27 protein-coding genes are annotated in these 26257 nt (G+C 53.5%); 7 read left to right on the top strand and 20 right to left on the bottom strand.

What is annotated here, in order from left to right; all coding sequences use genetic code 11:
- Positions 1-160 precede the first annotated feature (160 nt).
- Together NXT00_RS03370 and NXT00_RS03365 are read left to right on the top strand one after the other, a co-directional pair.
- Entirely contained in the window at positions 161-1192 is a 1032-nt protein-coding gene (locus NXT00_RS03370) for a methionine ABC transporter ATP-binding protein (RefSeq protein WP_259077241.1), read from the top strand.
- Positions 1189-1866, top strand: a complete 678-nt coding sequence (locus tag NXT00_RS03365) for a methionine ABC transporter permease (protein ID WP_259158063.1) — start codon at positions 1189-1191, stop codon at positions 1864-1866. The genes NXT00_RS03370 and NXT00_RS03365 overlap by 4 nt, the downstream gene beginning before the upstream one ends.
- A gap of 68 nt (positions 1867-1934) precedes the next feature.
- Here the strand turns inward: NXT00_RS03365 and NXT00_RS03360 are convergent, their stop codons facing one another.
- The 4 genes from NXT00_RS03360 to NXT00_RS03345 form a co-directional block, all read right to left on the bottom strand.
- The gene (locus tag NXT00_RS03360) at positions 1935-2834 is read right to left on the bottom strand and encodes a sucrase ferredoxin (RefSeq protein WP_259158061.1); all 900 of its coding nucleotides are present in this window, start codon (positions 2832-2834) and stop codon (positions 1935-1937) included.
- A gap of 148 nt (positions 2835-2982) precedes the next feature.
- Positions 2983-3306, bottom strand: coding sequence for a hypothetical protein (locus tag NXT00_RS03355; RefSeq protein ID WP_259158058.1), 324 nt, complete (start codon positions 3304-3306; stop codon positions 2983-2985).
- A 240-nt stretch (positions 3307-3546) separates the two neighbouring features.
- On the bottom strand, positions 3547-3999 hold the full coding sequence (locus tag NXT00_RS03350; RefSeq protein ID WP_259077245.1) for a hypothetical protein: 453 nt from the start codon (positions 3997-3999) through the stop codon (positions 3547-3549).
- A gap of 353 nt (positions 4000-4352) precedes the next feature.
- The gene (locus NXT00_RS03345; RefSeq protein WP_259158055.1) at positions 4353-4514 is read right to left on the bottom strand and encodes a type II toxin-antitoxin system RelE/ParE family toxin; all 162 of its coding nucleotides are present in this window, start codon (positions 4512-4514) and stop codon (positions 4353-4355) included.
- 907 nt (positions 4515-5421) lie between these two features.
- Here NXT00_RS03345 and NXT00_RS03340 point away from each other — a divergent pair.
- The gene (locus NXT00_RS03340) at positions 5422-6051 is read left to right on the top strand and encodes a hypothetical protein (RefSeq protein WP_259158054.1); all 630 of its coding nucleotides are present in this window, start codon (positions 5422-5424) and stop codon (positions 6049-6051) included.
- Positions 6052-6054: 3 nt separating this feature from the next.
- Here the strand turns inward: NXT00_RS03340 and NXT00_RS03335 are convergent, their stop codons facing one another.
- The 4 genes from NXT00_RS03335 to NXT00_RS03320 all read right to left on the bottom strand — a co-directional run bounded on the left by NXT00_RS03335 (position 6055) and on the right by NXT00_RS03320 (position 10365).
- Positions 6055-7596, bottom strand: a complete 1542-nt coding sequence (locus NXT00_RS03335) for a DNA polymerase Y family protein (RefSeq protein WP_259077248.1) — start codon at positions 7594-7596, stop codon at positions 6055-6057.
- On the bottom strand, positions 7596-8318 hold the full coding sequence (locus NXT00_RS03330) for a hypothetical protein (protein WP_259158052.1): 723 nt from the start codon (positions 8316-8318) through the stop codon (positions 7596-7598). Before NXT00_RS03330 ends, NXT00_RS03335 begins: the two co-directional genes overlap by 1 nt.
- A gap of 155 nt (positions 8319-8473) precedes the next feature.
- Positions 8474-9196 carry a response regulator transcription factor gene (locus tag NXT00_RS03325; protein ID WP_259158050.1) on the bottom strand — a complete coding sequence of 241 codons (723 nt, stop codon included), beginning with the start codon at positions 9194-9196 and terminating at the stop codon, positions 8474-8476.
- Positions 9197-9240: 44 nt separating this feature from the next.
- Positions 9241-10365, bottom strand: coding sequence for a PspC domain-containing protein (locus NXT00_RS03320; protein WP_259077251.1), 1125 nt, complete (start codon positions 10363-10365; stop codon positions 9241-9243).
- Between the two features lie 158 nt (positions 10366-10523).
- On the opposite strand from NXT00_RS03320, the gene NXT00_RS03315 reads away from it, so the two are divergent.
- Positions 10524-11615, top strand: coding sequence for a PspC domain-containing protein (locus NXT00_RS03315; RefSeq protein ID WP_259158049.1), 1092 nt, complete (start codon positions 10524-10526; stop codon positions 11613-11615).
- A gap of 79 nt (positions 11616-11694) precedes the next feature.
- Here NXT00_RS03315 and guaA read toward each other — a convergent pair whose 3' ends face one another.
- Both guaA and NXT00_RS03305 read right to left on the bottom strand, forming a co-directional pair.
- The gene (guaA, locus tag NXT00_RS03310) at positions 11695-13272 is read right to left on the bottom strand and encodes a glutamine-hydrolyzing GMP synthase (protein ID WP_259077253.1); all 1578 of its coding nucleotides are present in this window, start codon (positions 13270-13272) and stop codon (positions 11695-11697) included.
- 88 nt (positions 13273-13360) lie between these two features.
- Positions 13361-14305, bottom strand: a complete 945-nt coding sequence (locus tag NXT00_RS03305) for a LysR family transcriptional regulator (RefSeq protein ID WP_259077254.1) — start codon at positions 14303-14305, stop codon at positions 13361-13363.
- Positions 14306-14503: 198 nt separating this feature from the next.
- Between NXT00_RS03305 and NXT00_RS03300 the strand changes: the two genes are divergently transcribed.
- Positions 14504-15475 carry a DMT family transporter gene (locus NXT00_RS03300; protein ID WP_259158047.1) on the top strand — a complete coding sequence of 324 codons (972 nt, stop codon included), beginning with the start codon at positions 14504-14506 and terminating at the stop codon, positions 15473-15475.
- A 117-nt stretch (positions 15476-15592) separates the two neighbouring features.
- On the opposite strand, the gene NXT00_RS03295 is transcribed toward NXT00_RS03300, so the two are convergent.
- Positions 15593-16726, bottom strand: coding sequence for a GuaB3 family IMP dehydrogenase-related protein (locus NXT00_RS03295; protein WP_259077256.1), 1134 nt, complete (start codon positions 16724-16726; stop codon positions 15593-15595).
- 79 nt (positions 16727-16805) lie between these two features.
- Positions 16806-18323 carry an IMP dehydrogenase gene (gene guaB, locus NXT00_RS03290; RefSeq protein WP_259158044.1) on the bottom strand — a complete coding sequence of 506 codons (1518 nt, stop codon included), beginning with the start codon at positions 18321-18323 and terminating at the stop codon, positions 16806-16808.
- 357 nt (positions 18324-18680) lie between these two features.
- Here guaB and NXT00_RS03285 point away from each other — a divergent pair, with 357 nt between their 5' ends.
- Positions 18681-19046 (top strand): DUF5319 domain-containing protein, encoded by a 366-nt coding sequence (locus tag NXT00_RS03285; protein ID WP_396124920.1) that lies wholly within the window; start codon positions 18681-18683, stop codon positions 19044-19046.
- A gap of 114 nt (positions 19047-19160) precedes the next feature.
- On the opposite strand, the gene NXT00_RS03280 is transcribed toward NXT00_RS03285, so the two are convergent.
- Positions 19161-20054, bottom strand: a complete 894-nt coding sequence (locus NXT00_RS03280) for a hypothetical protein (RefSeq protein WP_259158040.1) — start codon at positions 20052-20054, stop codon at positions 19161-19163.
- Positions 20055-20618: a sigma-70 family RNA polymerase sigma factor gene (locus tag NXT00_RS03275; RefSeq protein WP_259077260.1), complete on the bottom strand. Its 564-nt coding sequence runs from the start codon at positions 20616-20618 to the stop codon at positions 20055-20057.
- Positions 20619-20841: 223 nt separating this feature from the next.
- On the opposite strand from NXT00_RS03275, the gene NXT00_RS03270 reads away from it, so the two are divergent.
- Complete coding sequence (locus NXT00_RS03270) at positions 20842-21162, top strand: WhiB family transcriptional regulator (RefSeq protein ID WP_259077261.1); 321 nt, start codon at positions 20842-20844, stop codon at positions 21160-21162.
- Between the two features lie 43 nt (positions 21163-21205).
- On the opposite strand, the gene groL is transcribed toward NXT00_RS03270, so the two are convergent.
- The 6 genes from groL to NXT00_RS03240 all read right to left on the bottom strand — a co-directional run bounded on the left by groL (position 21206) and on the right by NXT00_RS03240 (position 26213).
- A complete protein-coding gene (groL, locus tag NXT00_RS03265) occupies positions 21206-22813 on the bottom strand; it encodes a chaperonin GroEL (protein WP_259158036.1) in 1608 nt (535 codons plus the stop codon).
- A gap of 33 nt (positions 22814-22846) precedes the next feature.
- On the bottom strand, positions 22847-23140 hold the full coding sequence (gene groES / locus NXT00_RS03260; RefSeq protein ID WP_259077265.1) for a co-chaperone GroES: 294 nt from the start codon (positions 23138-23140) through the stop codon (positions 22847-22849).
- 157 nt (positions 23141-23297) lie between these two features.
- Positions 23298-24347, bottom strand: a complete 1050-nt coding sequence (gene tsaD, locus NXT00_RS03255; protein WP_259077266.1) for a tRNA (adenosine(37)-N6)-threonylcarbamoyltransferase complex transferase subunit TsaD — start codon at positions 24345-24347, stop codon at positions 23298-23300.
- The gene (gene rimI / locus NXT00_RS03250) at positions 24344-24820 is read right to left on the bottom strand and encodes a ribosomal protein S18-alanine N-acetyltransferase (RefSeq protein ID WP_259158035.1); all 477 of its coding nucleotides are present in this window, start codon (positions 24818-24820) and stop codon (positions 24344-24346) included. Before rimI ends, tsaD begins: the two co-directional genes overlap by 4 nt.
- Positions 24821-24861: 41 nt before the next feature.
- Positions 24862-25617 (bottom strand): tRNA (adenosine(37)-N6)-threonylcarbamoyltransferase complex dimerization subunit type 1 TsaB, encoded by a 756-nt coding sequence (gene tsaB, locus NXT00_RS03245; RefSeq protein ID WP_259077270.1) that lies wholly within the window; start codon positions 25615-25617, stop codon positions 24862-24864.
- Positions 25618-25736: 119 nt separating this feature from the next.
- Complete coding sequence (locus tag NXT00_RS03240) at positions 25737-26213, bottom strand: hypothetical protein (protein WP_259077271.1); 477 nt, start codon at positions 26211-26213, stop codon at positions 25737-25739.
- Positions 26214-26257 lie beyond the last annotated feature (44 nt).

Here is a 26257-nt window from a genome sequence, read left to right as displayed (position 1 = left end):
CATTTTCACCCCTTTTCACCTGATAATCGTTGCGCCTTCTCCCCCCCCCATGCAGGAGCCACGGTTATCACGGTTATCAGGAAGCGACGATCTCCATCGTTACTGGTTAGGGTGTGGGCTGGCATGAAGATTTTTTAACCGAAGCTATCTAAGGACATCCGTGAACGGAACACGTATTGAATTTGAAAACTTGTCTAAAGTTTTCCATTCCAAGAAAAAATCGGGGACGGATATCGTCGCCCTCGACGGGGTTTCCCTTGCTGTCGACGCCGGAGAAATCTTAGGGGTTATCGGTTATTCTGGCGCCGGTAAATCCACACTAGTGCGCATGATCAACGGACTCGATACCCCAACCTCGGGATCTTTGCGGCTCGACGGCACTGAGATTGTGGGTATGCCCGAACGGGAACTGCGGAAACTGCGCCGCAATATCGGCATGATTTTCCAACAGTTCAATCTGATGAAGTCCCGCACTGCCGCTGGCAATATCGAGTACCCCCTCAAACTAGCGGGGGTTGATAAGAAAACTCGCACATCTAGGGTGCAGGAACTTCTCGACTTCGTGGGCTTGAGCGATCGGGGGCATAACTATCCCGAACAGCTTTCTGGCGGGCAAAAGCAGCGTGTGGGTATTGCCCGTGCACTTGCCACCGATCCAGCTCTCTTGCTTGCCGACGAAGCCACCTCCGCACTCGACCCTGAGACCACTCAAGAAGTTCTCAACCTCTTGCGTAAGGTCAATCGCGAACTGGGTATTACCATCGTGGTGATCACCCACGAAATGGATGTCATCCGCTCCATAGCCGATAAAGTCGCTGTGATGGAAAATGGCCGTGTGGTGGAATATGGCTCTACCTACGAGATTTTCTCCCACCCGCACACCGATGTGGCCAAGCGCTTCGTGGCCACGAGTCTGCGCAATACCCCCGATACCATTGAAGCAGATGAGCTGCTCTACCACCCAGGTCGCTTTTTCACGATCACATTATCGGAGAATTCCGGGTTTTTCACTGCTTCCGCCCAAGCGCGCTCCCGAGGGGTAGGTATTGGCATCGTCCACGGCGGCGTGACCACCTTGCAGCATAAATCTTTCGGCAAAATAACCGTGCGCCTTACCGGTGACGACGCTGCTATTGACGATTTTTATCAGCATCTCACCCACACCACCGAGATTGAGGAGATCATCAGATGACCACCACTGTCGTAGCAGCCGAATGGTCGCGCCTAAGTGGAACCTTCACTACTGCTATTGCTGATACCCTCGTCATGGTCTTGCTAACCCTGGCCATTGGCGGAACCTTGGGTCTAGCCCTAGGGGTCTTGCTCTATACCAGCCGCGAGGGTGGGATCCTCCACAATAAATTCCTCTTCGGCGCCTTAAATACCCTCGTCAATTTTGTTCGCCCCATTCCGTTTATCATTTTGCTATCTGCTTTAGGGCCACTGACAGTGATCGTGATGGGCACTCAAATTGGGCGTAATGCTGCTATCTTCGGTATGTCTATCGCCGCCACATTCGGCGTTGCGCGCATTGTGGAACAAAACTTGATCAGTATTGATCCAGGCGTTATTGAGGCAGCACGCGCCATGGGCGCTACACCGTGGCAGATTATCACCCAGGTTATTATCCCCGAGGCTCTCGGGCCCTTAATCCTCGGCTATACCTTCATCTTTATTGCTATCGTGGATATGTCTGCGATGGCCGGCTATATCGGCGGCGGGGGCTTGGGCGACTTCGCTATTGTCTATGGCTATCGCGCTTACGATTTTAAGGTGATGTATATAGCGGTCTTTACCATAATTATCTTGGTTCAAATCGCTCAGCTGCTGGGCAATTGGCTGTCGAAGAAAGTGATGCGCCGCTAAAGGCTCGCAGGAAAACCTCCACAGCACTACCCCTATTGAGATAACGGGGGTAGTGCTATTTTATACTCCTAAAGGCGTTGTCTCACCTCAGTAGCCACCCAAATGTCCACGGATTTTGGTGGTTTTGTGCAGGAAATATGCGCATTGTCGACTGTGCGCGCTATAAGTTCACTATCAAAGACACGACCGTCGGCAAGCGTTACCATGGTGTCCACTACCCCCGTTGCCCCAATAGGGAGCGATTCACCTTGGGCGGCCAGATGATTCCGCACCGCCAATTCTGCAACCTGCCCCCGCTTATCCCACAGCCCGCGCCCACGATTACCCTGCAAATAGAGCCGACCCGCTTGAGCTTCCATATAGATGCGTAGAGCATCCTCCTCATCGAAGCGGCCGTAGAAATAACCCCACGGAAAGAGGATCAGACTCGGAGCAAAACGATGCCCGCCGGTGTGACTGCACTCCCAAATATGCCCTTGCGGAAATCGTTCGTAAAGATGGCGCGCTATCGGACGGCCCTTAATCGCACAGCACCGATCCCGTTTGGCGTGCGCGCATACCAAGACCACCGGTTCCGCTACCACCGTGGTGCGACCGCCATTGTGCCCGGGCCCAGAAAAATCGAAATCGAGGAGGTCGCTGATCTGATTGATTTGAGCCATCTCTACGATGCCCGCTGCAACATAGACGATATATATGCGGAATCCACCGTCAGAGTTCACTTGGTGCCCAGCGCGCCCCGGCCGGCGTATGAGCAACACCTGGGGTAATTGGGTGAGGACCTCAGTATCGGCGGCGTTAAAGGTATTGCCATCGAGGATATCTTTACTCCAGCTACCAGGCTTTTCGACGAGGATATAGGTGTGTGCATTCTTCGCGGTGCCTGCTAGCGGCTCGAGGTGGGAATCAGAACACAACGATTGGAGAGGTGGGGGTATAGTAGCGGAAATTTTTTCTCTCAGCTCCATTCGCACAGGGATTAGAAAAAGTAATAGTTCGATGAGCGCTGCTGCCAGACAATGCTGTGAGATTTAGCCTACCCTTTGGTCGAGAGGTGGGTACAGCATCCTATCAAGGAATTTTAGTAAACCTCGTAGAGGGTTAGGTTGCAAGCATTTAAATAAATACAACTGTCATGAGGTTAGGGCGATAATCTCCGAATAAGCCTCCTCCCAATGCCTTGGGGAAGGTTCCTGCCCCGCTGGGGCTAGGCTTCGCGCCATCTCCTCTACCTGGTCGTTGAGTTCTCGGTGCCGCTTTGTTACTTCCGCGTATGTCGGTTCCGCTTGGTTGAGTGTCTCCAGCACGCTGCTCACTGTGCTGCGTAGAATTTCTGGCTTGCGATACATTATTGCGCTCCTTCTCTTGCTTCTGATAGAGCCGATTCAATTCCTCGAAAAGATCTAATTGATCGTTATTCTCATTCTTTTTTCGCGCCATGCCGCTTTCCACTACCAGAGCGGAAAATTTTTCTGGCCTGATATTAACCGACTAACGGCATAGATGTACTGCAATTTTGGATAAGGCCAACAGATTGACCCCTCCTGGTAGCTTAGTAGCACCTAAGAGAGTTGAGAGAGGGGCGCATTTTCACCACGCGCAACCCTCAAAAATCACCACACCAAGGTCACTCCCCTCGATGCGGCAAAGAAGCTTTGCAGAAACAACTACAGATGGGTTCTAGTTACCGTGGAGAACCAATCGACCAGATAGTGGGCGCGCAAGTTCGACAACGGTTGACGCGCTTGTTCCTACAAGAGAACATTGTTCAGGAGCATCAGGAAGTGAACCTTCAAACAAAGAAATGGTTACGGCTGTCCGAGATTCGGTTACTTCCGATCGAATTCCGTAACAACTTGGAGTTCCAATATTGAAAAAGACTCGTACTTTTTCCCCACCACCAATGACTTCATGAGAGTTCCAGCGTAGTGGAGTTTCGTTTTCCAAACCTTTCCGAGAATCCCAATCCCATACTTGACGAGAACCCGTATCACTTGACAGGTTGGGGTTCGTAGCAGAACCTATCCCTAACCCAATTCCCACAACGCTAAGAAGAGTCAGAACTACCCCAATAACAGTTGCAATATCAGCAGGAGCCATACTCACGATATGTTTAACACTATTTTCAGACACTTCAACTTCCTTTCGGAGAAGGCAGTTTAAGTTAGGTCAACCTAATAATATGGGGTCAGTAAATAATGTAACCGATGTAGAAAAATAATCTATAGCATTTTTACTACCGTGCCCCCGTGGGGATTGTTTTTAAAGGGGTAGATCGTGCTACATGTCCGCAAACCCCATCTATCGGGCACACAGCACAAGCGAGAAGGTCAGCAGAGAAAACAACGCACTACGCACCCCGACTTGGCCGCATGCCTAGACAAAAAGCCCCTTTGCAGGAATTAACCACTCAAGGGAGCTCGACGAAAACACCTACTGGTGCTTGAGTGACGCTTAACCTCGTGCACGCGCACCTGGGTGCCGTCCTAAAAGTCGTACACCGTAGACCGGTGTCCAATATCAACGACAACAATCCCCACGGTATCTTCCACAATATCTGCAACAATACGGCAGTCACCTACACGCCAACGCCGCGACCCCCGCTTATTGGCCGTCAGGGCTTTCCCCCGATCGTGTGGATTATCCAACTGCGCAATCTCACGCAAGAACAAAACCCGTAGCTGCACTGGTCAGTCAAACTTCTTAAAATCCTTCGCTGCACGAGAAGAAAACTCAATCGCCCATGCCGCACTCAAGCTCCAGCTGCTCCCGCGAAATTATCTTTTGTTGGCTGCTGCGAGTTTCTGCCGTTGGGCCTGGTCATGGTCGCCCTCGGGGTCGGTCTCTCGACATTCTGCAGTCTTCTATCCACCTTTACGTCCCGTAGTGCCTAACGTCTTAGGCTCACTGCTACTGGCTTTCGCAGTCGTGCCCTGGGACGCGTAGACGGGGCTTGTGGACTGGGTGACGTAGCCCCGCACCCGCCTAGCCATCGTCAAACGATTAGACATCGACGGCATGCCCTCAGATCGCCCCGCCCCACCATGGGACTAAGCAGCCTTATAGGATTGTTCGTACGCGTCGATAATAGGCACATCTTTTAAGCGCTGCCCCGTCTGCCGTGGCCAATGCCCAGTCTTAAGCGCATGCCTAAAAGCGGTTTCATCCCTGACTGCGGTACCGGGCTGGTCTATGTCTATGTCTATGTCTATGTCTATGACCATAACTGACGCATATTTTTTAGTGCTCAATACGGCGTACTCGCAGTGCGCAAAGGCTGCGAAGTTTATGCGGTGATAGCGGGCTTCTGGCTAATCGCCCCCGTCTTCGGATCTGTGAGGTGATTATTTTCCTGAGAAAAGCCCCGATCTACTGACCCGTGGAGAACTTCCGCTCCTCTATGCGCTGCGAGCGCGCCCCTTTTTTAGGGTGCTAGCGGGGGTATCGTTAATCCCAGCGCACCTGGCACTCGGTAACTGTTGCAATTTGACAACAATTTAGTGTTTTAAGCTTTTATAATTCCCTTTATTTGGTGCGGTAGTTACAGTTGAGGTTATGAGTAGACCTACGTTGATGCGCACCCTCGTGGCCACAGGCGCGGCAAGCCTAGTAGCTTGTACCAGCGCTTGCGCCCCGCAATCTCCTACCGAGTCCACTGCAGATTTCACCTCGGCCGCTCAAACTGGCACAGCTTTCTCCTCCCCTGCTGCCTCTTCAAGTGCCAGTGCTGGAATCACACCCCTCGGTGAGGCATCTAAAGAAATGCGCACTCAACGCCCTTCGGTCCCCTCCCTACTAGTGCCTCAAGAAGTTCGCATTGGTAGCCACAAGGGATTCGATCGAGTTGTTATCGAATTCGCAGGCACGGGGAAACCTGGTTGGTATATCGACTATGTGGATACTCCCACCCAGCAGGCCTCTGGTCTAGTCGTTGATATTCCAGGTGATAGCTTCCTCAACGTTAATATCGACGGCCTTGTTCTCCCCTTCGAGGTAGGACTCGATTCCGATGCTGTCACCGATCTAGTCAAGGGCCCAGGCCCTATCGTCACCGCGGTAAAACCTTCGGGCACTTTCGAAGGTCGTGGGCAATTTGTCATTGGACTCAACGGTTCTCCAGCCCCCTATTCGGTTGAGGTGCTCGACAACCCCGTGCGCGTGGTTATTGATATCCGTAAACAGTAAGCGTCAATCGTAAGTAGCTTCGACCCGCCACACCCCCGCAACCCACAGCAATAACCATGCCTGTGGGTTGTTGTGCATATCCTCCCCCACTACCTGAAGACGCGCGCCCGAGGCTTCTTGCGCCCACCACTGCCCCAAAAAGGGCCATGGACCAGCCCAATAATGCAAAGAAAATACTTTCTTTCCCCACCGCATCGTGACAGGAGGGGCTGAGAGCATCTGGTCCTTGTCTAGTTCAACCGGCATACCGGCACCGTCAAGAAGCTGGCACCGCGCCGCTGGGTGGAGCACGCGCGCTGGCAAAGGAGCAGGGATGGCATCGCGCCACGATTGTTGATCGATATTCACCGGATCTTCACCATAGGGGGTGAAAATAACACGCTCGGTTACCCCTATTCCCCCAATGAGTGTGGGCTGAACTACGCGATCCACCCCAAGGGTCGATTGCACGCGGCTAATAACCCGCTGACTCTGGTATTCATCGGCCTCATTGCCTAATAAGGTTCGCGGGGCAGGAACTCGGCACTCTACGGGGTCAATGATGATCTCGGTAATACCTAACGCATCATCGTCTTCTCCCTCGGGTGCGTGTGCCGTAATCCATCCAGCAAGTTGCCAGCGCATCCGATCGGCTATCGCTTGTTCGGTCAGTGCTTCGCGCGTCCTCCATATCCGTTCCAGCTGCGTATGACCAATAGTGGCGGTTATTTTGAGACGGACGCATTCATAACCATGCATGCGGAGGGTATCGATAATATTCGCTGCTAGAAAGCGCGCGACAAAGGCCGCGGTATCCACTCGATTGATGGCTTCTTCTGGCCGGTATTCAAGGGCCATATCACTAACTGGACTATCGGGAGCGATCAACCTTTTCTCTGCTGCACACGCAATGCGGTGACAGCGCATCCCCATATGCCCAAAGCGGGTATGAACCGCTGTCCTATCAAGGGCTGCTAGATCGCCGAAGGTTTGCACCCCCATGCTCATGAAAGTAGACACTGTGTGCGCATCGCAGTCGAGGCTCGGCTCGATAGTGAGCAGCGATAACGGATGCGGAGCCAAAAATTCTTGGGAGCATCCCTGCTCGACGGTTTTCCCATAGCGAGCGGCGATCGTAGCGGTAGGGATATCATCTGCAATACCTGCTACGCAGTCAACGCCTTGCCGTGCACTAGCTGCGAGAGCTTTCTCTGTGGCTTTCGCTTCGCTGCCATAAAAGCGGGCGATAGCGTGGGCATTCATTACCACAAGTCCAGGCCGTAATACTTCAACGCTCGCTGCTATTTCATCGAGTGAGGTGGTGATATCAGCAAAAGTTCGCCCCTCTCGCTCCGCATCACCTGCAATAATGGCTGCTTCGGGCACTAGGGCCTGAGCCGCTCGTAGTCGCATCCCTCGCTTCACTCCACGAGCACGAGCGTGGGTATTGCACACTGTCACGCTGTGCTGCTGCGAAATAATGACCGGTTGCATATGCGTGGCCAAGCCACTGATCACTGCTGCTTGCACCGGCCAGTCTGGGAACCATAAAGCTAGAGTGCGCATTAAACGGCATATAGGTGAGGACGGTGGCCGATAGTAATCCGCTTTTCTCTTGCTATTCCCTTCACCGTAGTGGTTACCTGCATATCAATGCTTTTAATACGGCCTGTACCGTATCCAATTCCCCGAAAACCCGTAATCTGGGCGCGAATATCCATCCATGATGTAGGGATATGCGTTCCCAGTACAATAACGGCTGCTTTTCCGTGGCGCACCTTCGCAAGGAAGGGACGCGCTCGACTGGGCGTGAGGGTTGCTTGCTCACTGTTGATAAAGATGGCATCAAGCCCTTCGGCTAAAATGGCGGCGGCTTCCCATATCTGCGCGCCGGGTTCTGGGACGGCAATAATACGATCGAGCTGTCCACCGCTTTCAGATATCCCCGCATAACTTAATTCTGGCCACCCTAGCACTGCACTGAAGAGTCCGGCGCTACTGATATGGGCGAGCATTTCCACAGCAAGCAGTGCTGGTGAATCCATGAGTGCAACGGCTCGCCGTTTTAAACCTCCATGGGGGAAAATATCACGTAAATCAGCACCCAAGGCCACAATCTCCTGCTCGGTATAGGAGTGCTGCTCTGCTTGGGAATGCTCACTGTGCTGGTGGTGATCGGGCTCTAAAACTGGGGCGATCTGAGCCATTTGTGCCCGCAAAGCGGCGATGCGCAGCTCCTTGCTCGGAGCTGCATCACCTTCCACTTTTCGAACACTTGTTTGATTCACATCTTTTATCTAAATACCTTCACTCCGTCTTGTCAAACCCCCACGAAAGCACAGAGCACCCTAGAAAACATCATCTAAGCTGGCTATTTATCTAAAATATGAGAAAAATAAGAGGAAGAAGGGGGTAGTTGCGTCACCATCTACGATCGCTGCTACTAGTCGAGGTGCCGCGACTGCGCCCAGCGCGTTAAGGCATAGCGATTCGACTGCTGGGTCTTGCGCAAAATATTCGACGCATGCGTTTCCACGGTCTTGACCGAAATAAACAGTTCGCGCGCAATTTCCTTATAGGTATAGCCGCGGGCTAAAAAGCGCAGTACCTCTAATTCACGTCTGGTGAGGGCATCGACTACTGGGTCGTTTTTGATAATCTCTCGGATCTCATAAGCAGTATTCTCCCCCGCCAATTTTTCGATGGCGGCATCATATTCGGGGGAATCAATGACCCCGGAACCACTGTGGGCATCGGGGGATACGAAAGCATCTAAGACGAAACCTGCGAGCCTCGGACTAAAGACTGCATCACCGTCATTAACTCGCCGCATCGCGTCGACAAGGTGGGGCCCATCAATTGATTTCGTCACATAACCGCGCGCCCCCGCCCGGATGATCGCAATCACATCCTCGGCGGCATCAGAGACGCTTAAGGCCAAGAACCGCGGAGCGGGATCCATCTCTTTGGCAGCGTGAATAACCGCTACCCCACCCCCATCGGGCATATGAACATCAAGAAGAACAACATCGGGAGTAGTCAGACGGATACCCTCAATGGCATCTGGCACTTTTCCTGCCTCGCCCACAATCTGGACGTGATCACCGATTTCAGCGCGCACCCCGGCGCGGAAAACGGAATGGTCGTCGACAAGAAAAACTTTCATATTTATTATTATCCCTTAAAACTCACCGTCCTTATACCCGGTCGCTATATCGGGTAGATAATCTCCACCTCAGTACCCGTATCCCCCTCCTGTTGCGAGCGAATATTCACCTTCCCACCAGCACGCTCAACCCGGCCACAGATGGAATCGCGAATCCCATGGCGATCCGCTGGAATGTGCTGTGGGTCGAACCCGGGGCCGCGATCGCGGATATAGATATGGATATCATCAAAATTCTCGCAGTAGACATCAATCTCAGAATCGGGAGCATATTTAGCGGCATTGACCATCGCCTCCCGCGCGGCGAGTACCAGTGCTTGCACATTCGGTTCGAGCAACTGATCGTGGCCTACGGTTACTGGCGCGATGCGTACCGCATGGATATCTTCCACCTCCCCGCAGGCACGCTCAATCGCAGTAAATAGAGTGGTATCGGTTTCCGGTTCGAATAACCAGCGCCGTAATTGCCGTTCCTGACCACGTGCCAACCGTATGACCTCGGCCGGAGATTCTGCGTGTTTTTGGATCAATGCGAGGGTTTGTAGCACCGAATCGTGCAGCCTGGCCGCTATCTCGGCGCGCTCAGCACTCAGTATTTTCTCCTCCCGCTCCGCACTCATACGCTGCCATATTCGCACTCCTATTGGGACCATCAAGGCTGCCACCCCTGCGAGTGTTAAGAGCACTGTGCCAATTGCGGTGGGAAAAGTTGGTTCGACGCGCCAGCGTACTGCCCCGATGACCACTCCAGCCAGGATCATGCTGGTGCCGACGACCATGAGAACTAGCGTTATGATCGATTTACCTCGGTCCAGAGCGAACCATGTGATGACGGCGCCGCCTGCAATAAATACTAAAAAGCCAATAGAGCGCGCGCTGTGGATATCTACTAGCGCGCCTAGGACTGTAATCCCCACCAAGCCCCAGGACACCGGAGCTCGAAAACGATCAGGTGGCGGGGGAAGACCTCTGCGCGATTCGGTAGCGATCCACATCAAGATATAAAAAAGCGTGCCGACGTTCACCAGCAGCGACGCTCCGGCAAAACCTAAGCGCACCCATGCCACATTGACTCCGAAGTAGGTGGCTATTCCGCTACATACTCCGCCAATCATCCCACTATCGCGATGCCGATAGAACGTGGGGATAGACATATGTGGTGTAGCCATATTTTTATACTGGCACGTCTATATCTCTCTACGCCATCGGGGTTCTCCCCTATCTTTATTAACCTTTATAGATGCAGGGTTATCGCAAGAGGTGATCTTTAAAAAATCAGGGATGATCCCGATAGACTTTCCCGCTCCCCTGAGCGAATAATGATGGTATGGAATTTTCTCCTTCACATCATTCTTTCTCCGCGTCACCTCAATCTGCCGCGGACAAAGCTCACGAGAATATTCTGCACCACCTGTGTGACAAGAAGCAGTGGGCCGCGTATTGGGCCACCCGCCCCACAATTGCGCACCCGTCCTCAAGCCCTCTCTTAGGGGTATGCGAAGCACTAGGGCGACGCTATCTCATCGATCCCAATGTCGTACGTTTAGCCTTTGTAGCGGCCTGCCTTGGGCATCATAGCACTGGGCTGATTATCTACCTTGCGTGTGCGCTGTGTTTTCCCCGCGGTGGCACTGAGCACGGCGAGGGCCCTATAGATTTAGGCTCAATGAATTCTCTTAGTCGTCCATCGCGCGCGTGGTGGTGGCCTTTAGTGGCGGTGGGACTGGTAATACTGATCTCTGATTCCCCTAACGCTCTTAGCAGCGTTGCGGGCATCTTTATTACCCTTGCTTTTCTCCTTATTACTTTTGCCCGATATTCCACCTATCCTCTACCACCTGTGAGCACACCACCTCCTATGGATTTTTATGCAGACCGCCCCTATGACCCCACCCATACCGGTAGGTGGAGCCCCGATCCTTTAGGCTCGCAGTGGTATCCCCTCGACGACTCGGCACTTAATTACTCGGTTTCTGATCCCCTCATTACCACTCCCCACCGTCCCGAGCGCAGCGCTTGGCCCATAATCATCCTCGGAATTATCGGGCTCATTATTGTGCAATCAGTGGCGGTATTCGGCGCCTCGCCCTCGTCAGATATGAATATTGGCTCGATTGACGCTGAGATAAAAACCTATGAAGATTTACAGGAGAGTTATTCCACTCACGTAGGCAGTATCGAGCTCGATTTACGCTCTCTTCCTCCTCTCGACCGTGACCGTAACCTAGATTTAAGCACCTCGACAGGAACAATCGAGGTTCTCATCCCCCGCGGTATGAATACCTCAATTTCCTGTTCGGTTAATATTGGGACCTTTCAGTGTCCTGGGTCATCGCAGGTTGAAGGACAGGATAAAGGACCAACCCTTTTTCTTACTGCCACCACCAATATCGGGGAAATCACCATTACCCGCGCTTAAATCTCTGTCACGATAACGCAACGCCACTGAGCTTTTTCGCTTTACTGCGAAAAGTTCAGTGGCGTTGGTGTATGTACTTTTACTCCCACTCAATAGTTCCAGGGGGCTTGGACGTACAATCGAGCACCACGCGGTTGACGTCCGGAACTTCATTGGTAATCCGGGTGGAAATCTTCTCCACAACGTCATAAGGCAATCGCGTCCAGTCTGCTGTCATGGCATCCTCAGAGGATACTGGGCGCAGCACAATGGGGTGGCCGTAGGTGCGACCGTCACCTTGGACGCCGACAGAGCGGACGTCAGCGAGCAGCACCACGGGGCACTGCCAGATATCAGCATCCAGTCCGGCAGCGCTGAGCTCAGTGCGCACGATCAGATCGGCGGCGCGCAGGATCTCCAAACGTTCCTCGGTGACTTCGCCGATAATGCGGATACCTAATCCAGGGCCTGGGAAGGGCTGCCTATTGACGATCTCTTCAGGCAAACCTAATTCGCGGCCCACTGCGCGCACTTCATCCTTAAAGAGCAGACGCAACGGCTCCACGAGGGAGAATTCAAGATCTTCAGGTAGCCCGCCCACATTGTGGTGGCTCTTGATATTTGCGGTACCAGAACCACCGCCAGATTCGACAACGTCAGGATACAGGGTGCCCTGCACGAGGAAATCTACTGCCGAGCCTTTCGGGGCATCAGCAAGCACATGGCTGACGGCGCGCTCGAATGAGCGAATAAATTCATTGCCGATGGCTTTGCGTTTGGCCTCTGGATCGGTGAGCCCGCTGAGCTTGTGGAGGAAGGCCTCGCGCTCATCAGCGGTCACAAGTGTCGCGCCCGTGGCTGCCACGAAATCTGTTTCTACTTGTTCGCGTTCACCTGCGCGCAACAGACCATGATCAACAAATACGCAAGTCAAACGATCGCCAATGGCGCGCTGCACGAGGGCTGCAGCCACCGCGGAATCAACGCCTCCAGAAAGCCCACAGATAGCGCGACCATATTCGCCGATTTGAGCGCGAACACCCGCTATCAGCTCCTCCGCGATATTGGCTGGGGTCCAGTTCTGCTCCAACCCAGCGATCTCAGTCAAAAATCGCACAAGGACTTCTTGCCCATGGGGTGAGTGCATCACCTCGGGGTGATACTGCACCCCGGCCATGCGCTTTGCCTGACATTCAAACGCTGCCACGGGAGCACCGGCCGAATGGGCCGTGACCTCGAATCCCTCGGGAGCGTGGGAGACCGCGTCGCCATGGGACATCCACACCGTGTGTATGCGATCGAGTCCGGCATGTAAAACCCCAGATTCCACGGTGATATCGGTACGGCCATATTCCCGATTACCGGTATTTTCTACCACACCCCCGAGGGCATGGGTCATGGCTTGAAATCCGTAGCAGATCCCGAAGACCGGGATCCCTAATTCCATCAATGCGGGGTCGAGTTTCGGCGCCCCGTCAGCGTACACGGAACTAGGCCCACCAGAGAGCACGAGAGCTGCTGGTTTCTTGGCCTTAATCTCGTCGAGGGTGGCGGTATGGGCGATAACTTCGGAATAAATATTGGCTTCTCGCACACGCCGAGCGATCAGCTGCGCGTATTGGGCCCCGAAATCGATCACGAGAACCGGATGATGCTGTGCTTGGGTTTGATTGCTCACGGTTTCACAGTCTAGCGGTTTCCCCTTCAAGATAAAGAATAAAAGGCGATCCCTTAAGCGCACGAATAGCCTCACTATGGAGGAACCGCTATAGCGTGTGGTCTACTTCCTGCGGATTCGACCACGCCCCGGCAAGAGTCGCCCGCAGTGTTTGGATAGCAGGGTAGGCTTCGCGCCCTTCGCGTACTGCTGTGAAAATCACTCGCTGCGGATGACCAGGCAGTGCCTTTAATAGGATATTTGCGGGATAATTATGCAGGACCAGTGACGGTAGAATAGCCACCCCCACCCCTTGTGCGACCAGGTTAAGCTGCAGGAGAGGATCAGGGGACTCTAGAAGGGCGGTGGGCATAAAGCCATGGTTGAGGCAGAAATTGCGCTCCCAGTATCCGGCCACCGAGGATTGAGGATTGAGCAGAAAAGGCACCGGGGCTAATTCTTTGAAATCGCGCACATGCGCGCATCGTTTCGCCCACGGCCCGTGCGTGGGGCACGCAAGGACCATATCTTCGTGGTAGAGATCTTCGCGGTGCATACCGGGCGTGTCTAGGGCTGGCATAAATGGAAGCTCTTCGCCGATGATGACATCGACGTGGGCGCTCAGTAGCTGCGCGATGGCGGCATCGACTTCGTATTGGTGGAATTCCAGTTTGAGGTCAGGGTGTTGGACTGCCATGTCGGTGACAATGGAGGAAATCAGTCCTACCAGGGCTGATTGAAAGCTCGCTATTTTTAGATGCCCCCGGATATCGCGTTGATCTTTTAGGGCCGCGGCTGCTTCATCAGCAAGGGTCAGCATGCGGTGACCATAATCTGCGAGGATTTCTCCACGATCGGTTAGGCGAACTCGCCGTCCCGATTTTTCGATGAGAGTATAACCAACTTCTTTTTCCAGCTGTTTGAGCTGCTGGGACACCGCAGAATGTGTGAGCAGGAGAATCTCTGCGACCTCGCTCATGGTCCCTAGTCGGCGTAATTCCACAAGCATGCGCAATCGGTACAAATTAGATGCAATACCGCGTCGAATACGCATGGGCGGACTCCTTGTGGGTTTTATGAGGCGGATTGGAACTATAATTCTGGGCGGGAATATATAGTTTCGCTCGTACGCGCGGTCGGGTTTTCTGGGTAATTCTCAGGAAAATCCTGGACAATATAAAAGGAACTCTAACATATCTACTCAAAAAACCGTTGCTAGACTAAACCTTTTGCTATCAGCAACAATATTCCTATGAACGTTCTCCCGCGCCTCCACATCATGGCCCCAGCCGCTCGGCGCCCGCGCCTTAGGCCGCTCTCGCTATCTGGAGCGTGGATCGGGATCACTTTTGTGATCCTTGCGATTATCTCCCTGCAACTCGGTTCCGCATTAGCCACCCAACTCTTTAGCGTTGCTGGCACCTGGGGCACCGCTTTTTACCGCCTCGGCATCGCAGGTACCCTACTTTTGGCAATAACGCGACCAAAAATTCTTAAGTGGAATCGCACCCAGTGGACCCACGTCATCGCCCTCGGAATCGCCCTCAGTTTAATGAATGGATTTTTCTATTCGGGTCTAGCCCGTATTCCCCTTGGCACCGCCGTGACTATAGAGTTTCTCGGACCACTCAGCCTCGCTGCTCTCCTCTCCCGGCGCGCCAAAGATTTTCTTTGGGTGGGTCTTGCCGTTGTAGGTATTGGAATTTTCGGCCTGGAATCCTTCTTTTCCTCCGCCTCCCTCGACGGCCTAGGCCTCGTTTTTATCCTTCTCGCCGCATTCTTTTGGGCGCTTTATATTGTGGCTAGCGCAAAAGTAGGTCAGCATATTAACGGCACTGGCGGTCTTGCGGTCGCTCTTATCATCGGTGCGATCCCTGCCGCACCCCAAGGCTTAGCCAATATTTCAACGGTTGTATCTGAGCCAGTCTTTATTGGCTATGCAATTGCCACCGCTCTCTTGGCTTCTCTTATTCCCTATTCTTTAGAATTCATTGCACTGCGCTCGATCCCATCAGCAACCTTCGGGGTGCTGATGTCCTTAGAACCAGTTGTCGCTGCAATCATGGGATGGCTCTTGCTCAAACAGAATATTAGCGCACTCGGCCTCATCGCCATTGCATGCGTTATCACCGCCTCCATAGGAGCGACCCGAACGACCAAAAAGCCGCGCGTCGTCGACGATCAACCCGAAGAACCTATCCATGCTAGGAAAACACCAGCATAAAAGCTCACTCGGGCACTCTACGGTCGTAGAAAAAGCGCCGCCCCTTTTTCTCTAGGTCTTTAGGGCGGCGCTAAGATCGTTTCAATCTCTTCGATATTTTTTTCGCATGGGCTGCTCTTAGACAGCGAGTTCTACCTTCTGGAAACTCTTCAAATCGGCGTAGCCGCATTTCGCCATAGCTCGCTTAAGTCCCCCGACAAGATTTTGCGTGCCCAGTACATCCGTTGTGGGTCCTTGCAAAATCTGCTCCAAACTTGGCCGATCAGCGCCCTCTAAAGGCATGGGCAATTCAATAATCCCGCGCGGGAAACGAGGATGAGCTGCCACTGAAGGCCAGAAGAAGCCGTGACCTGCTGCCTCTTGGGCGGGGGCCAATAACGATCCCAGCATGACGGCATCGGCCCCACAGGCGATCGCGGTGACCATCGTACCCGAGGAATAAATATCCCCCGCGGCAATAATATGGACATACCGGCCACCAGTCTCATCAAGATAGTCGCGCCGGGCCGCAGCCACATCAGCAATAGCGGTGGCCATCGGTGGCTGGATACCTAAGGATTCCCAGTTCGTCGTTACCCCTGAACCCACGATCACACCGACGGCCCCAGTGCGCATCAGGTGTAAGGCAGTGGAATACTCAGATACTCCACCCACGATCACAGGAATATCGAGCGAGGAAATAAATTCCTTCAAATTTAACGGTTCCCCGCCACGGGCCACATGTTCAGCGGAGATGATCGTACCTTGGATAAAAAGCAGATCCGCACCAGCCTCAATAATGGTGGGGGCCAGCTCCCGAGCATGTTGCGGAGAAACCCGCACTGCCACAGTGGCACCAGCATCGCGAATTTCCTTGATGCGCTGACTCAATAATTCTTCGCGAAGGGGAGCCTGATGGAGCTTTTGCAACACCGATACAGAGGTGCCACATCCGAAGCCTTCTTCGGCTTCAGCGGCTGCAATGAGCTCGCCTAGTACCGCGTCGATGTCTTCGTGTCGGCCTAATATTCCCTCCGCATTGATAACTCCCATACCGCCGAGGCGATCGAGTTCAATAGCAAATTCAGGGCTCGCGAGCGCATCGGTAGGCTGGTTGATAATCGGCACATCAAAGCTATAGGCATCAATATTCCAACTGGTATCCACATCTTGAGATGAGCGGGTGCGCCTTGAGGGCACAACCTTGATCTCTTCGAGTTGGTAGGTGCGGCGGGCTTCCCGGCCGATTCCAATTTCCACATATTCGCGCATGCGCTCACTCTTTCTCGCTCATCACAATAAAGCCCTCGCTATTTTAGCACTGGCTTAGAAAGCTAGGGCTGAAAGGGATTTAGTGATAGTTGGGGGCCTCAACGGTTTGCTGAATATGGTGAGGATGCGATTCCTTGAGCCCCGCTGAGGTGATCTGAACAAATCGAGCTCGGTGCAGATCGCTAATCGACGCCGACCCGGTATAGCCCATCGCGGCACGCAAACCGCCAACTAATTGGTGCGCAATCGATTCGATTGGCCCGCGGAAAGGAACCTGACCTTCGATGCCTTCGGGCACCAATTTATCTTCACTCTTAACATCGGCTTGGAAATAACGATCCTTGGAGAAGGAACGCTTCTCGCCACTGAGGCCACGACCCTGCATCGCCCCCATGGAGCCCATACCACGGTAGCGCTTATATTGCTTGCCCCCTACAACCACCACATCGCCTGGTGATTCCAAGGTGCCTGCGAGCATCGATCCCAACATCACACTGCTGGCGCCAGCTGCAAGAGCCTTAGCAATATCGCCGGAGAACTGCATGCCGCCATCGGCGATAATAGGGACTCCAGCTTTATGCGCTGGAACTGAGGCCTCCATAATCGCGGTAATCTGCGGGGCGCCCACTCCAGCCACCACCCGCGTTGTACAGATGGAGCCAGGGCCGATGCCTACTTTGATGCCATCGGCGCCCGCATCGATCATCGCTTGCGCAGCCTGACGGGTGGCTAGGTTGCCACCAATAACGTCAACGTTTTCACCGAAGGTTTGCTTTACTCGGCTCACCATCTCCAGCACGCCGCGGGAGTGCGCATGGGCGGAATCAACGACAAGCACATCGACGCCGGCGTCGACAAGCGCTCCTGCACGTTCGAAGGATTCCTCGCCCACACCGATACCAGCACCGACAAGCAAACGCCCTGATCCGTCTTTGGCAGCATTGGGGTGTTGCTCAGTTTTTACAAAATCTTTCACCGTAATCAGTCCGGTGAGCTTGCCAGCAGGATCAACGATGGGAAGTTTCTCCACCTTGTGCTTGCTCAGCAATTCCAAGGCCTCGTCCTTGCTCACCCCCTCGGGTGCCACAAAGAGTGGCATAGGCGTCATCACGTCGCCCACCTTACGGGAATAATCGCGTTGGAAGCGGATATCGCGGTTGGTGCAAATGCCCACCAAAATGCCTTGTTCGTCGACTACAGGGAGACCTGAAATGCGAAATTTTGCGCACATCGCATCTACTTCGGCGATCGTCATATCGGGCGTGCAGGTAACAGGATCGGTGATCATGCCCGATTCGGAGCGCTTGACAATTTCCACATGGCTGGCTTGATCCTCGATGGAGAGGTTTCGGTGCAAAATACCCAGCCCGCCCTCACGCGCCATGGCAATGGCCATCCGCGATTCAGTGACGGTATCCATAGCGGCGGAAATAATAGGGATATTGAGTTCAATATTGCGGCTCAACCTCGTCGTGGTGGATACCTCCGAAGGAATTACGTCGGATGCATCCGGCAGGAGCAAAACATCATCGAAGGTAAGCCCCACCAAAGCCACCTTATTGGGATCATCGCCACCGGTTGATACGCGCTGAGTCATAGATATTGTCCTCCTGAGGAACGTGAAAAGGAATATGCGTGAAAATTATAGAGAAGGTTCGCACTGCACAGATATAGCTTGAGCGGCTGCACGAGATGATCCTCGCGCACACTCACAACTAATCAGCTTGCTACTAGCGTAGCGCTTTATACAAAGAGGGAGGAAACCCTTGGCCTTCCAAGCTGATATCCTCAACCTGCACCCTTGGCCTTATATAAACTTCTCTGTCCTCCACGAGTTCTTCTGATTACTGGAACGTTGCCGCGAAATTAGAAGGAGATAATGGTGAAGCCCCATTAAGATTTGTGCCTTGTAGCGCAGCACCCTAGGGTTTAAAGAGTGAGTGAATACTGGAATATGCCCCGCGACCCATTCGCTGACGACCCCTTCGACCCTGCATCCTTTCTAACCGAAGACGACGAAGCTATTGAGCTGAGTGAGGATGAGAGAATCCTGTTGCAGCGCGAACTCGAGATGGTAAAGAAATTTCGCCGTATTTTAGAGCCCACCGGACTCAAGGGTTTAGTATTTTTCTGCGATCACTGTGACGACGAGCATTTTTGCACATGGGATATTGTTGAGGGCAATATGCGATCCACTCTGGCCGGCGAGCTGGCACCCATGCACGAACCCTGCTTATATCCGGATCAAGACGCCTACGTATCGTGGGAATATTGTACTGGCTACCTCGATGGGATGCACCGAGCTGGCCGTCATTCCTAAAAACCGTCATTTCTCACATCCGGTTCAGCTAGCACCGTGACACTAGCACCTGCTATTTTTTCGCACATCGAGACGAGGCTAGACAAGGGCTGAGAGCGCGGGCTTCAAACGGTTCTACGGGCGCACATTCTCCGGTATGACCAGTGGCGGCAAAGGCTGTGCCGGCCTAGGCTCCGCTGGTGCATCGGGTTGTGGAACCGTAGACGAGGCAGGATTATCTGCACTAGGCGATGCGCTCCCCTGCGGACTTGGAGTCACCGTGGTAGCGGGAGAATGTGGTTTGACCGAAGGCTCCGGCGTCAGAGTTACGGTAGTGGTGGTGACCTCCGTAACTGGAGGCGGGGTGACCGTAACCGTAACAGTTCTCTTTTCGATATCGATACGCGCCTGCGCGCGATTCGAATCATTTAGACGCTCGACAATGGAACGGGCTTGCTCTAGTAATTGCCGCGCACCTTCGGTGTCACCTAAATTATTGCGAGAATCAACCTCTTCCAAGGTGGAGGCTAGCTCGACCACAGCAGCTTGATCTGTCGTACCGAAAAGCTGCTGGTATAAGCCATACAGCGGGCTAGTCTCGTCGGCATTGAGAATCGTTATTCCACCGCCGGCGATGATAAGAGTTGCAGCTGCCGCTCCCACCAAACCGGAGGCAATACGGCCAAACTTGTAGCGACGATGACCGAGATCAATGACCTCCGCGGAAGTTTCCTCTGCGAGAGCGGAATCCACCTCAGGGGCAAAAAGATGAGTCGAAATCGGTGGGAAGACGCTAGTGGGATCATCCTGAGCGGGAATTACGCCCAGTTCGCGGACGCTGGGAGCTCGTGGGATATCGCGGTAGATCTCTTCACGGAATGCGAGGAGGTTGCCAGCCAAGTCATCGGTACCATTAGAGGGATCAACGCCTGAAGAAATCGCGTCCACGAATTCATCAGTGGCGCGCAACTCAGTGAAATTCACGTCGCTTGCGCCCGATTGGTCGCCGCGATGACGTCGGGATGTCATTTAGATCGTCTCCTGCTCAATGGCTTTACGCAGAGTCGCAAGCGCGCGGTGTTGCGCGACACGAACTGCACCTGGGGTGCTGCCAATAATTCCAGCGGTTTCCTCCGCTGATAGCCCAACGAAAATTCTCAAAATCAGAATCTCACGCGGCTTCTCACTGAGTAAATCGAGCAATGCCCGCACTCTGTTACTACCTACCTCTAGCAGCGCATATTCCTCTGGAGTTTGGGTATCACAGTGCGTTTCAGGTACCTGCTCTGTGGGATTGGACAGATCCCTGGAATAGCTGCGGTGCGCATCGGCAACCTTGTGAGAAGCAATTCCATAGACAAATGCCATAAAGGGACGACCCTGATCGACGTAGGTGGTCATTGATTTCACTACCGCCAGCAGGATCTCTTGGCAAACATCCTCTGGAGTAGGTTGGCGTCCCCCGGTAAGGCGGGCACGGGTATAGCGCAGAACGAGGGGGTGGACAATCTTGAGCACGCGATCTAAGGCCCGAGTATCGCCAGCGGCGGCTAGGGGAACAAGTTCCGCTAGAGCTGCTTCAGTATCACTCATAGTGTTTGTGTGGCCTTCGGGTCGGAGAGAGGAAGAAAACTAATACATGGTTGACGATCTGCTTCCCTATGGTACCCAGTCTAGATTGCTACTTGGGGTTTGTGAAAAATGTGCGAACCACCTTCTCGCCTTGTCACCACCACGACGGTCTTCGGCAGATGGAACCTTAAGCGCCATAGGTTAGTCCAATTTTCCAATAAGATAGAAAGGAGACGCTTAACCTATGAATCCATTCACAGCCGAAACCAAGACTAAGATTCAGCATCGACCAATCGCTAACGAATGGGAGTGGCAGCATCTAGGCTCTTGTCACGAATTTACTGCCAAGTATTTTTTCAATCCCGAATACGAGCGCGGTGTCGCTAAAAAAGAACGGGAACAGCGAGCTAAAGCCATCTGCGCCCACTGCCCAGTACTTGCGCATTGCCGCGATTTCGCTTTAACTCAAGCCGAGCCCTATGGGATTTGGGGAGGGATGAATGCGGAGGAACGAATGCGCTATCTACTCAGTCACAGGAACAAAGAAGAGGAGCTAGTACCATAAGGGGGACCCTCGTGATTACTAGCTCCACTCGATGTTAACTCTCCTAGTGGCTATGTCCTCCGGAAGGGGTGGACTCAGCAGGCTTTTCCACTATAGAAGCCTCAGTAGTGAGCACCATTCGTGCTACGGACGTAGCATTTACCACTGCGGAATGTGTGACCTTTACAGGGTCAATAATTCCCTGTGCCAGAAGGTCCCCGTACTCCAGGGTCGCGGCGTTGAAGCCGTAGCCATTATCCATCTCAGCGGTGCGCGAGACTACAACGGCACCGTCAAGGCCAGCGTTCTCGGCAATCCAAAAAGCGGGCTTGACCAGAGCATGAGCTAAAGCCATGACACCTACTTTTTCATCACCCTCAAAGTCGTTGGCGTAGGCCTTGAGATCTTGGGCAATCTGCACGAGTACTGAGCCGCCACCGGCGATAACGCCTTCTTGAACAGCAGCGCGGGCGGCGTTAATAGCGTCCTCAACGCGCAGTTTACGCTCGGAAACTTCGGTCTCGGTTGCAGCACCCACGCGAACCACGGCTACGCCACCGGAGAGCTTTGCCAAGCGCTCCTCGGCTTTTTCACGGTCCCAGGTGGATTCGGTTTGGGCGATTTCGCGGCGAATCTGCTCGCGCCGACTCTCCAGTTCTTCGCTGGTTCCCTTACCATCAACAATGATGGTTTCGTCCTTGGTTACCGTGATCCTACGGGCATAGCCTAAGACGTCGAGACCAGAATCCTTTAAGGTCACACCCACCTCTGGATCGATGACCGTTGCGGCTGTCACGACGGCGAGGTCGTCCATGAAGGCTTTGCGTCGCTCTCCGAAATACGGCGATTTTACAGCTACAGCTTGTAGCGTCTTCCGAATAGAGTTCACAACCAAAGCTTGCAGCGCCTCACCTTCAACATCTTCGGCGATAATCAGCACCGGCCGGGAAGCCTCTGCAATCTTCTCCAACAGGGGCAAGAAATCAGGTAGTGAGGAGATCTTATTACGAACCAGAAGGACATAGGTATCCTCCAGAATCGCCTGTTGGGCATCGATATCTGTGATGAAATAGGGCGATAGGTAGCCCTTTTCGAAAGATACACCCTCAGTGACGTCGAGATAGGACTCGATTGACTGGGATTCTTCCACCGAGACGACGCCATCCTTGCCCACTTTTTCCATAGCGGCTGCGACCATATCGCCCACCTCTTCATCGCGAGAGGAGACGGTTGCCACATTAGCTATATCACTGGAGCTTGAGACTTCGGCAGCGCGCTCAAGAAGTTGCTCCACAACGCGCTGCGCACCGCGCTCGATGCCCCTATTCAACTCGATAGGGTTGGCGCCAGCCGCTACGTTACGCAAACCCTCCGTAATGAGAGCTTGAGCTAAAAGCGTGGCGGTAGTTGTGCCGTCACCAGCGATATCATTGGTTTTCACCGCAACCGATTTAACGAGCTGAGCACCTAGGTTCTCAAAAGGTTCTGCGATGTCGATGTCGCGTGCGATGGTGACACCATCGTTGGTGACGGTTGGCGAACCAAAGGCTTTATCTAATACGACATTGCGCCCGCGGGGACCCAGCGTCACCTTCACTGCGTTTGCTAGTGCGTCAACGCCTCTGAGAAGGCCCTCGCGTGCCTCTTGGTCGAATGCAATGAGCTTTGCCATAAGTTTCTAACCTTCGTCTTTTTAAGGTGATGCTTAGTTCTCGATGATGGCAAGAACGTCGCGGGAGTTGAGCAGGAGGTATTCCACACCGTCGTACTTCAGCTCAGTTCCGCCGTACTTGGAGAAGACAACAGTATCGCCTTCCTTGATATCCATTGGGACGCGGTCGGCGCCATCGAGGCGGCCCGGACCAGCGGCGATAACGACACCCTCTTGTGGCTTCTCCTTAGCGGAATCAGGGATGACCAAGCCCGAAGCGGTAGTGGTTTCAGCTTCCTTGATCTGGATCAGAATACGGTCTTCCAGTGGCTTAATATTCACTGCCATGAGAATCTCCCTCGTTCAACTATCAATATTGTTTGTGTCTTGGGGTGCTTTAAAAAAGCAGCCACTTGGCACTCTACCCTCCCAAGTGCTAACCCTTCAAGCTCTTCACACTCGTGAACGCTGATAGCGAACGCTCACCTTATTGCGCTCTCCTTTGCTACCGCGCCAGGAGTGGAATCTCCACCTCAAGGGAGGTATCAGTGCCTACAGTCCACGCTGAGGGCGAAGCAGATTCTACAATCAACTGGCAAGCAAGAGCCGCGATCATCAATCCATTATCGGTACACAATTCGAAGCGCGGAACCCGGAGAGTTATTCCAGCTGATTGACAGCGCTGCGCCGTCAGTTCTCGCAATCTGGAGTTGGCTGCAACCCCACCACCAAGAAGCAGTACCTCGGCACCAGTTTCCTTGCACGCACGAATAGCTTTAGCGCTTAGAACATCACACACAGCTTCCTGGAACGATGCACAAATATCGGGAATGCTAACCATTCGGTCCTCGCGCTCGGCCTGCTCAACATAGCGCGCCACCGCGGTTTTTAGACCCGAAAAACTGAAATCAAAACGGTGTGGGCCGGTGTGATCGGAGGCCTTATTAAGAGCTCGCGGAAATGCAATAGCGGTGTTATTACCGGTACGCGCTAGTGTGTCAATGACCGGTCCTCCTGGGTAGCCGAGTCCGAGCAAGCGGGCGACCTTGTCATACGCTTCTCCAGCAGCGTCGTCTAAAGTGCTGCCCAACTCCCGCATCGGCTTGCCCACTTTCTCCACTTCCAACAGCTGGGTGTGTCCACCTGACACGAGGAGAGCTACTGCGTGCGGTAAATCGTCGCCTTCCAGATTGGCCACCGCCACGTGCCCACCTAGGTGATTAACCCCGTAAAATGGCACCCCCCACGCAGCGGCGTAGGCTTTGGCAGCAGAAGCTCCCACCAAAAGTGCGCCAGCGAGTCCAGGTCCCACCGTAGCGGCTACCGCGTCGGGTCGGCTGATCCCAGCTTCCGCTAAAGCTTGACGCATCACCGGTTGCATAGCTTCTAAATGCGCACGAGAAGCAATCTCGGGCACGACCCCGCCGAAGCGGGCATGCTCCTGCATGGATGACGCCACCGCATTAGCCAAGATGGTCATGCTGTGATCCTCGCCCAATTCAATAATGCCCACGCCGGTTTCATCGCAGGAAGATTCAATACCTAAAACGATCATGATTGTTCATCCTCTTTCTTCTCCCGCACCATGGTAAATGCATCCGCACCGGAAGGTTGATAGTAGTTTTTACGCACCCCAATTTTCACAAAACCAAAACCTTCATACAGCGATATGGCTGGAATATTGTCGCAGCGAACCTCGAGGAAAATGGGGGCATTTAAGGTTTCGGCGAGATAGACAACATTCTCCATCAAAAGCTTGGCCGCGCCCCGCCGCTGAAAGTGGGGATCTACCCCGATGGTGCGGATCTCAGCCTCGTAGGCACCTGGAGTGCCAAGAAAGGCCAACCCCACGTAGCCTAGAAGCTTTTCTGGTCGCTGCGGATCAACCACGGCGAGATAGCTGGTAAACTCCTGAGCTAGTTCAGCGCGAAAATCCGCTTCAGTCCACGGACTGTCTGTTGGAAACAGTTCTCTTTCCAACTCCACGAGGCGGTCAATATCACCTGAGTATACTTCTCTAAGCTGCACAGATTATTCCGATTCTTAGTGTCCTGGCTGGGTATGGACCATCATATGCGCTTAAAATGTGGCGAAAGAGCTTTCGATAGCGGCACTTTTTTAGGCTCCTTAGCGTCGGGGCGCCGAAGATATAATGGGACCAGCGGCGCTGTCCTGACAGCACCAGATGGCTCTAATCCACTCAGGTCTGCTTGGGCCACCAGATCACGCGCGCCTGCATGGAGATGCACACGGGTGACGCCCTTATAGGCAGCGTTTAAGTGCGGTGCAATGTTCTCAGGGATTGAGAGCAGGTCAATATCTGTGAAACCAAGATCAGATTCCGGCTGTGGCTGCCCTAATTGCTCGGGGCGGCATACCTCTGGGCCCGCTACTGTCTGAATACGCCCCTCCAGGAGGCGGAAAGATGACCAATAAATTTCTTTACGGCGCGCGTCCGTGGCCACCACGATACGCGCAGCAGAGGGGTATTGAGAGAACAGTCGATGAGCCAGGGCCTCATGGCTGGGTACCCCAATTGCTGGAATTCCTAAGGCATCAGCGTAGGCTTGGGCGGTCGCCATTCCTACCCTCAAGCCCGTGAAGGGGCCCGGCCCAGTTCCTGTCACAATGACGTCGAGATCAGCAAAGCTTAAGTCTGCCTCATCTAAAACCTCGAGAGTAGTGGGAACCAGCATCTCATTGTGGGCGCGGGCATCATCAACAATGCGTTCGCTTATCAGAGCTTTTGGCACACCTGATTGATCGGTGCGCACTACTCCCACAACGAGGTTCTCGGTCGCGGTATCTATTGCTAGTACTAACACCAGACTAAGGGTAGTCACCCCCATCGCAGGATGCGAGCCTGTGCCCATTTCACGACAAAAGCCCCAGCTTCCTCTAACAGAGCTGGGGCCACAGGACTAAAATAATATAGTCTCCGAGGTTATTGCGCCGCGATAGTCCACGCGCCAGCAGGACTCTTAACTAATGGGATCATCGCTTGGGCCTGGAATGGTTGGGTCGCTACTTGGCAAAGATCAACAAGGTCGCGGTCAAGACGCTCGGTGCGAATCTCGCCCAGCTGAGAACCCACAAGCATATAGTTGTAGCCCTCCTTGATGGGGCGGCGCGGAAGACCTTGGAGCTCGGACTCGTCTACATTGAATTTTTCAGCAACAGAGGAACGGCTTTCCCCTGGGCATACAATGGCTGCCACTTGGTAGTCCGAACCGTAAACATCATAAGGAGAAATGCCGGTGACGGTAAGACCTGCAGCATCCACAGTCTTGACGGCTTTTTCCAAGGGGCCAACTTGCTCCGTTGCAGCATGGCTGACATAGCTTGCTGTAATAATGCCGGCAAAACCAATGACGATCATCGCAATAGCGACAGCAATAATATTGCGGATAGTTGCAGTCATTTCCATAATGTTCTCGATTATCTCCTGTATACATGCGGTTAGTG

Source organism: Corynebacterium sp. ES2715-CONJ3 (assembly GCF_024814365.1).
Classification (GTDB): Bacteria; Actinomycetota; Actinomycetes; order Mycobacteriales; family Mycobacteriaceae; genus Corynebacterium.
Note: the sequence above shows the minus strand (reverse complement) of the source record. Positions and strands in the feature narration are given on the sequence as shown.

Coding starts and splice junctions, on each gene's coding strand:
- NXT00_RS03365 (WP_259158063.1), top strand. CDS start 1,189: ATGACCACCACTGTCGTAGCAGCCGAATGGTCGCGCCTAAGTGGAACC.
- NXT00_RS03360 (WP_259158061.1), bottom strand. CDS start 2,834: ATGGAGCTGAGAGAAAAAATTTCCGCTACTATACCCCCACCTCTCCAA.
- NXT00_RS03355 (WP_259158058.1), bottom strand. CDS start 3,306: ATGGCGCGAAAAAAGAATGAGAATAACGATCAATTAGATCTTTTCGAG.
- NXT00_RS03340 (WP_259158054.1), top strand. CDS start 5,422: ATGAGTAGACCTACGTTGATGCGCACCCTCGTGGCCACAGGCGCGGCA.
- NXT00_RS03335 (WP_259077248.1), bottom strand. CDS start 7,596: ATGCGCACTCTAGCTTTATGGTTCCCAGACTGGCCGGTGCAAGCAGCA.
- NXT00_RS03325 (WP_259158050.1), bottom strand. CDS start 9,196: ATGAAAGTTTTTCTTGTCGACGACCATTCCGTTTTCCGCGCCGGGGTG.
- NXT00_RS03320 (WP_259077251.1), bottom strand. CDS start 10,365: ATGGCTACACCACATATGTCTATCCCCACGTTCTATCGGCATCGCGAT.
- NXT00_RS03315 (WP_259158049.1), top strand. CDS start 10,524: ATGGAATTTTCTCCTTCACATCATTCTTTCTCCGCGTCACCTCAATCT.
- NXT00_RS03305 (WP_259077254.1), bottom strand. CDS start 14,305: ATGCGTATTCGACGCGGTATTGCATCTAATTTGTACCGATTGCGCATG.
- NXT00_RS03300 (WP_259158047.1), top strand. CDS start 14,504: ATGAACGTTCTCCCGCGCCTCCACATCATGGCCCCAGCCGCTCGGCGC.
- NXT00_RS03295 (WP_259077256.1), bottom strand. CDS start 16,726: ATGCGCGAATATGTGGAAATTGGAATCGGCCGGGAAGCCCGCCGCACC.
- guaB (WP_259158044.1), bottom strand. CDS start 18,323: ATGACTCAGCGCGTATCAACCGGTGGCGATGATCCCAATAAGGTGGCT.
- NXT00_RS03285 (WP_396124920.1), top strand. CDS start 18,681: ATGCCCCGCGACCCATTCGCTGACGACCCCTTCGACCCTGCATCCTTT.
- NXT00_RS03280 (WP_259158040.1), bottom strand. CDS start 20,054: ATGACATCCCGACGTCATCGCGGCGACCAATCGGGCGCAAGCGACGTG.
- NXT00_RS03275 (WP_259077260.1), bottom strand. CDS start 20,618: ATGAGTGATACTGAAGCAGCTCTAGCGGAACTTGTTCCCCTAGCCGCC.
- NXT00_RS03270 (WP_259077261.1), top strand. CDS start 20,842: ATGAATCCATTCACAGCCGAAACCAAGACTAAGATTCAGCATCGACCA.
- groL (WP_259158036.1), bottom strand. CDS start 22,813: ATGGCAAAGCTCATTGCATTCGACCAAGAGGCACGCGAGGGCCTTCTC.
- groES (WP_259077265.1), bottom strand. CDS start 23,140: ATGGCAGTGAATATTAAGCCACTGGAAGACCGTATTCTGATCCAGATC.
- tsaD (WP_259077266.1), bottom strand. CDS start 24,347: ATGATCGTTTTAGGTATTGAATCTTCCTGCGATGAAACCGGCGTGGGC.
- NXT00_RS03240 (WP_259077271.1), bottom strand. CDS start 26,213: ATGACTGCAACTATCCGCAATATTATTGCTGTCGCTATTGCGATGATC.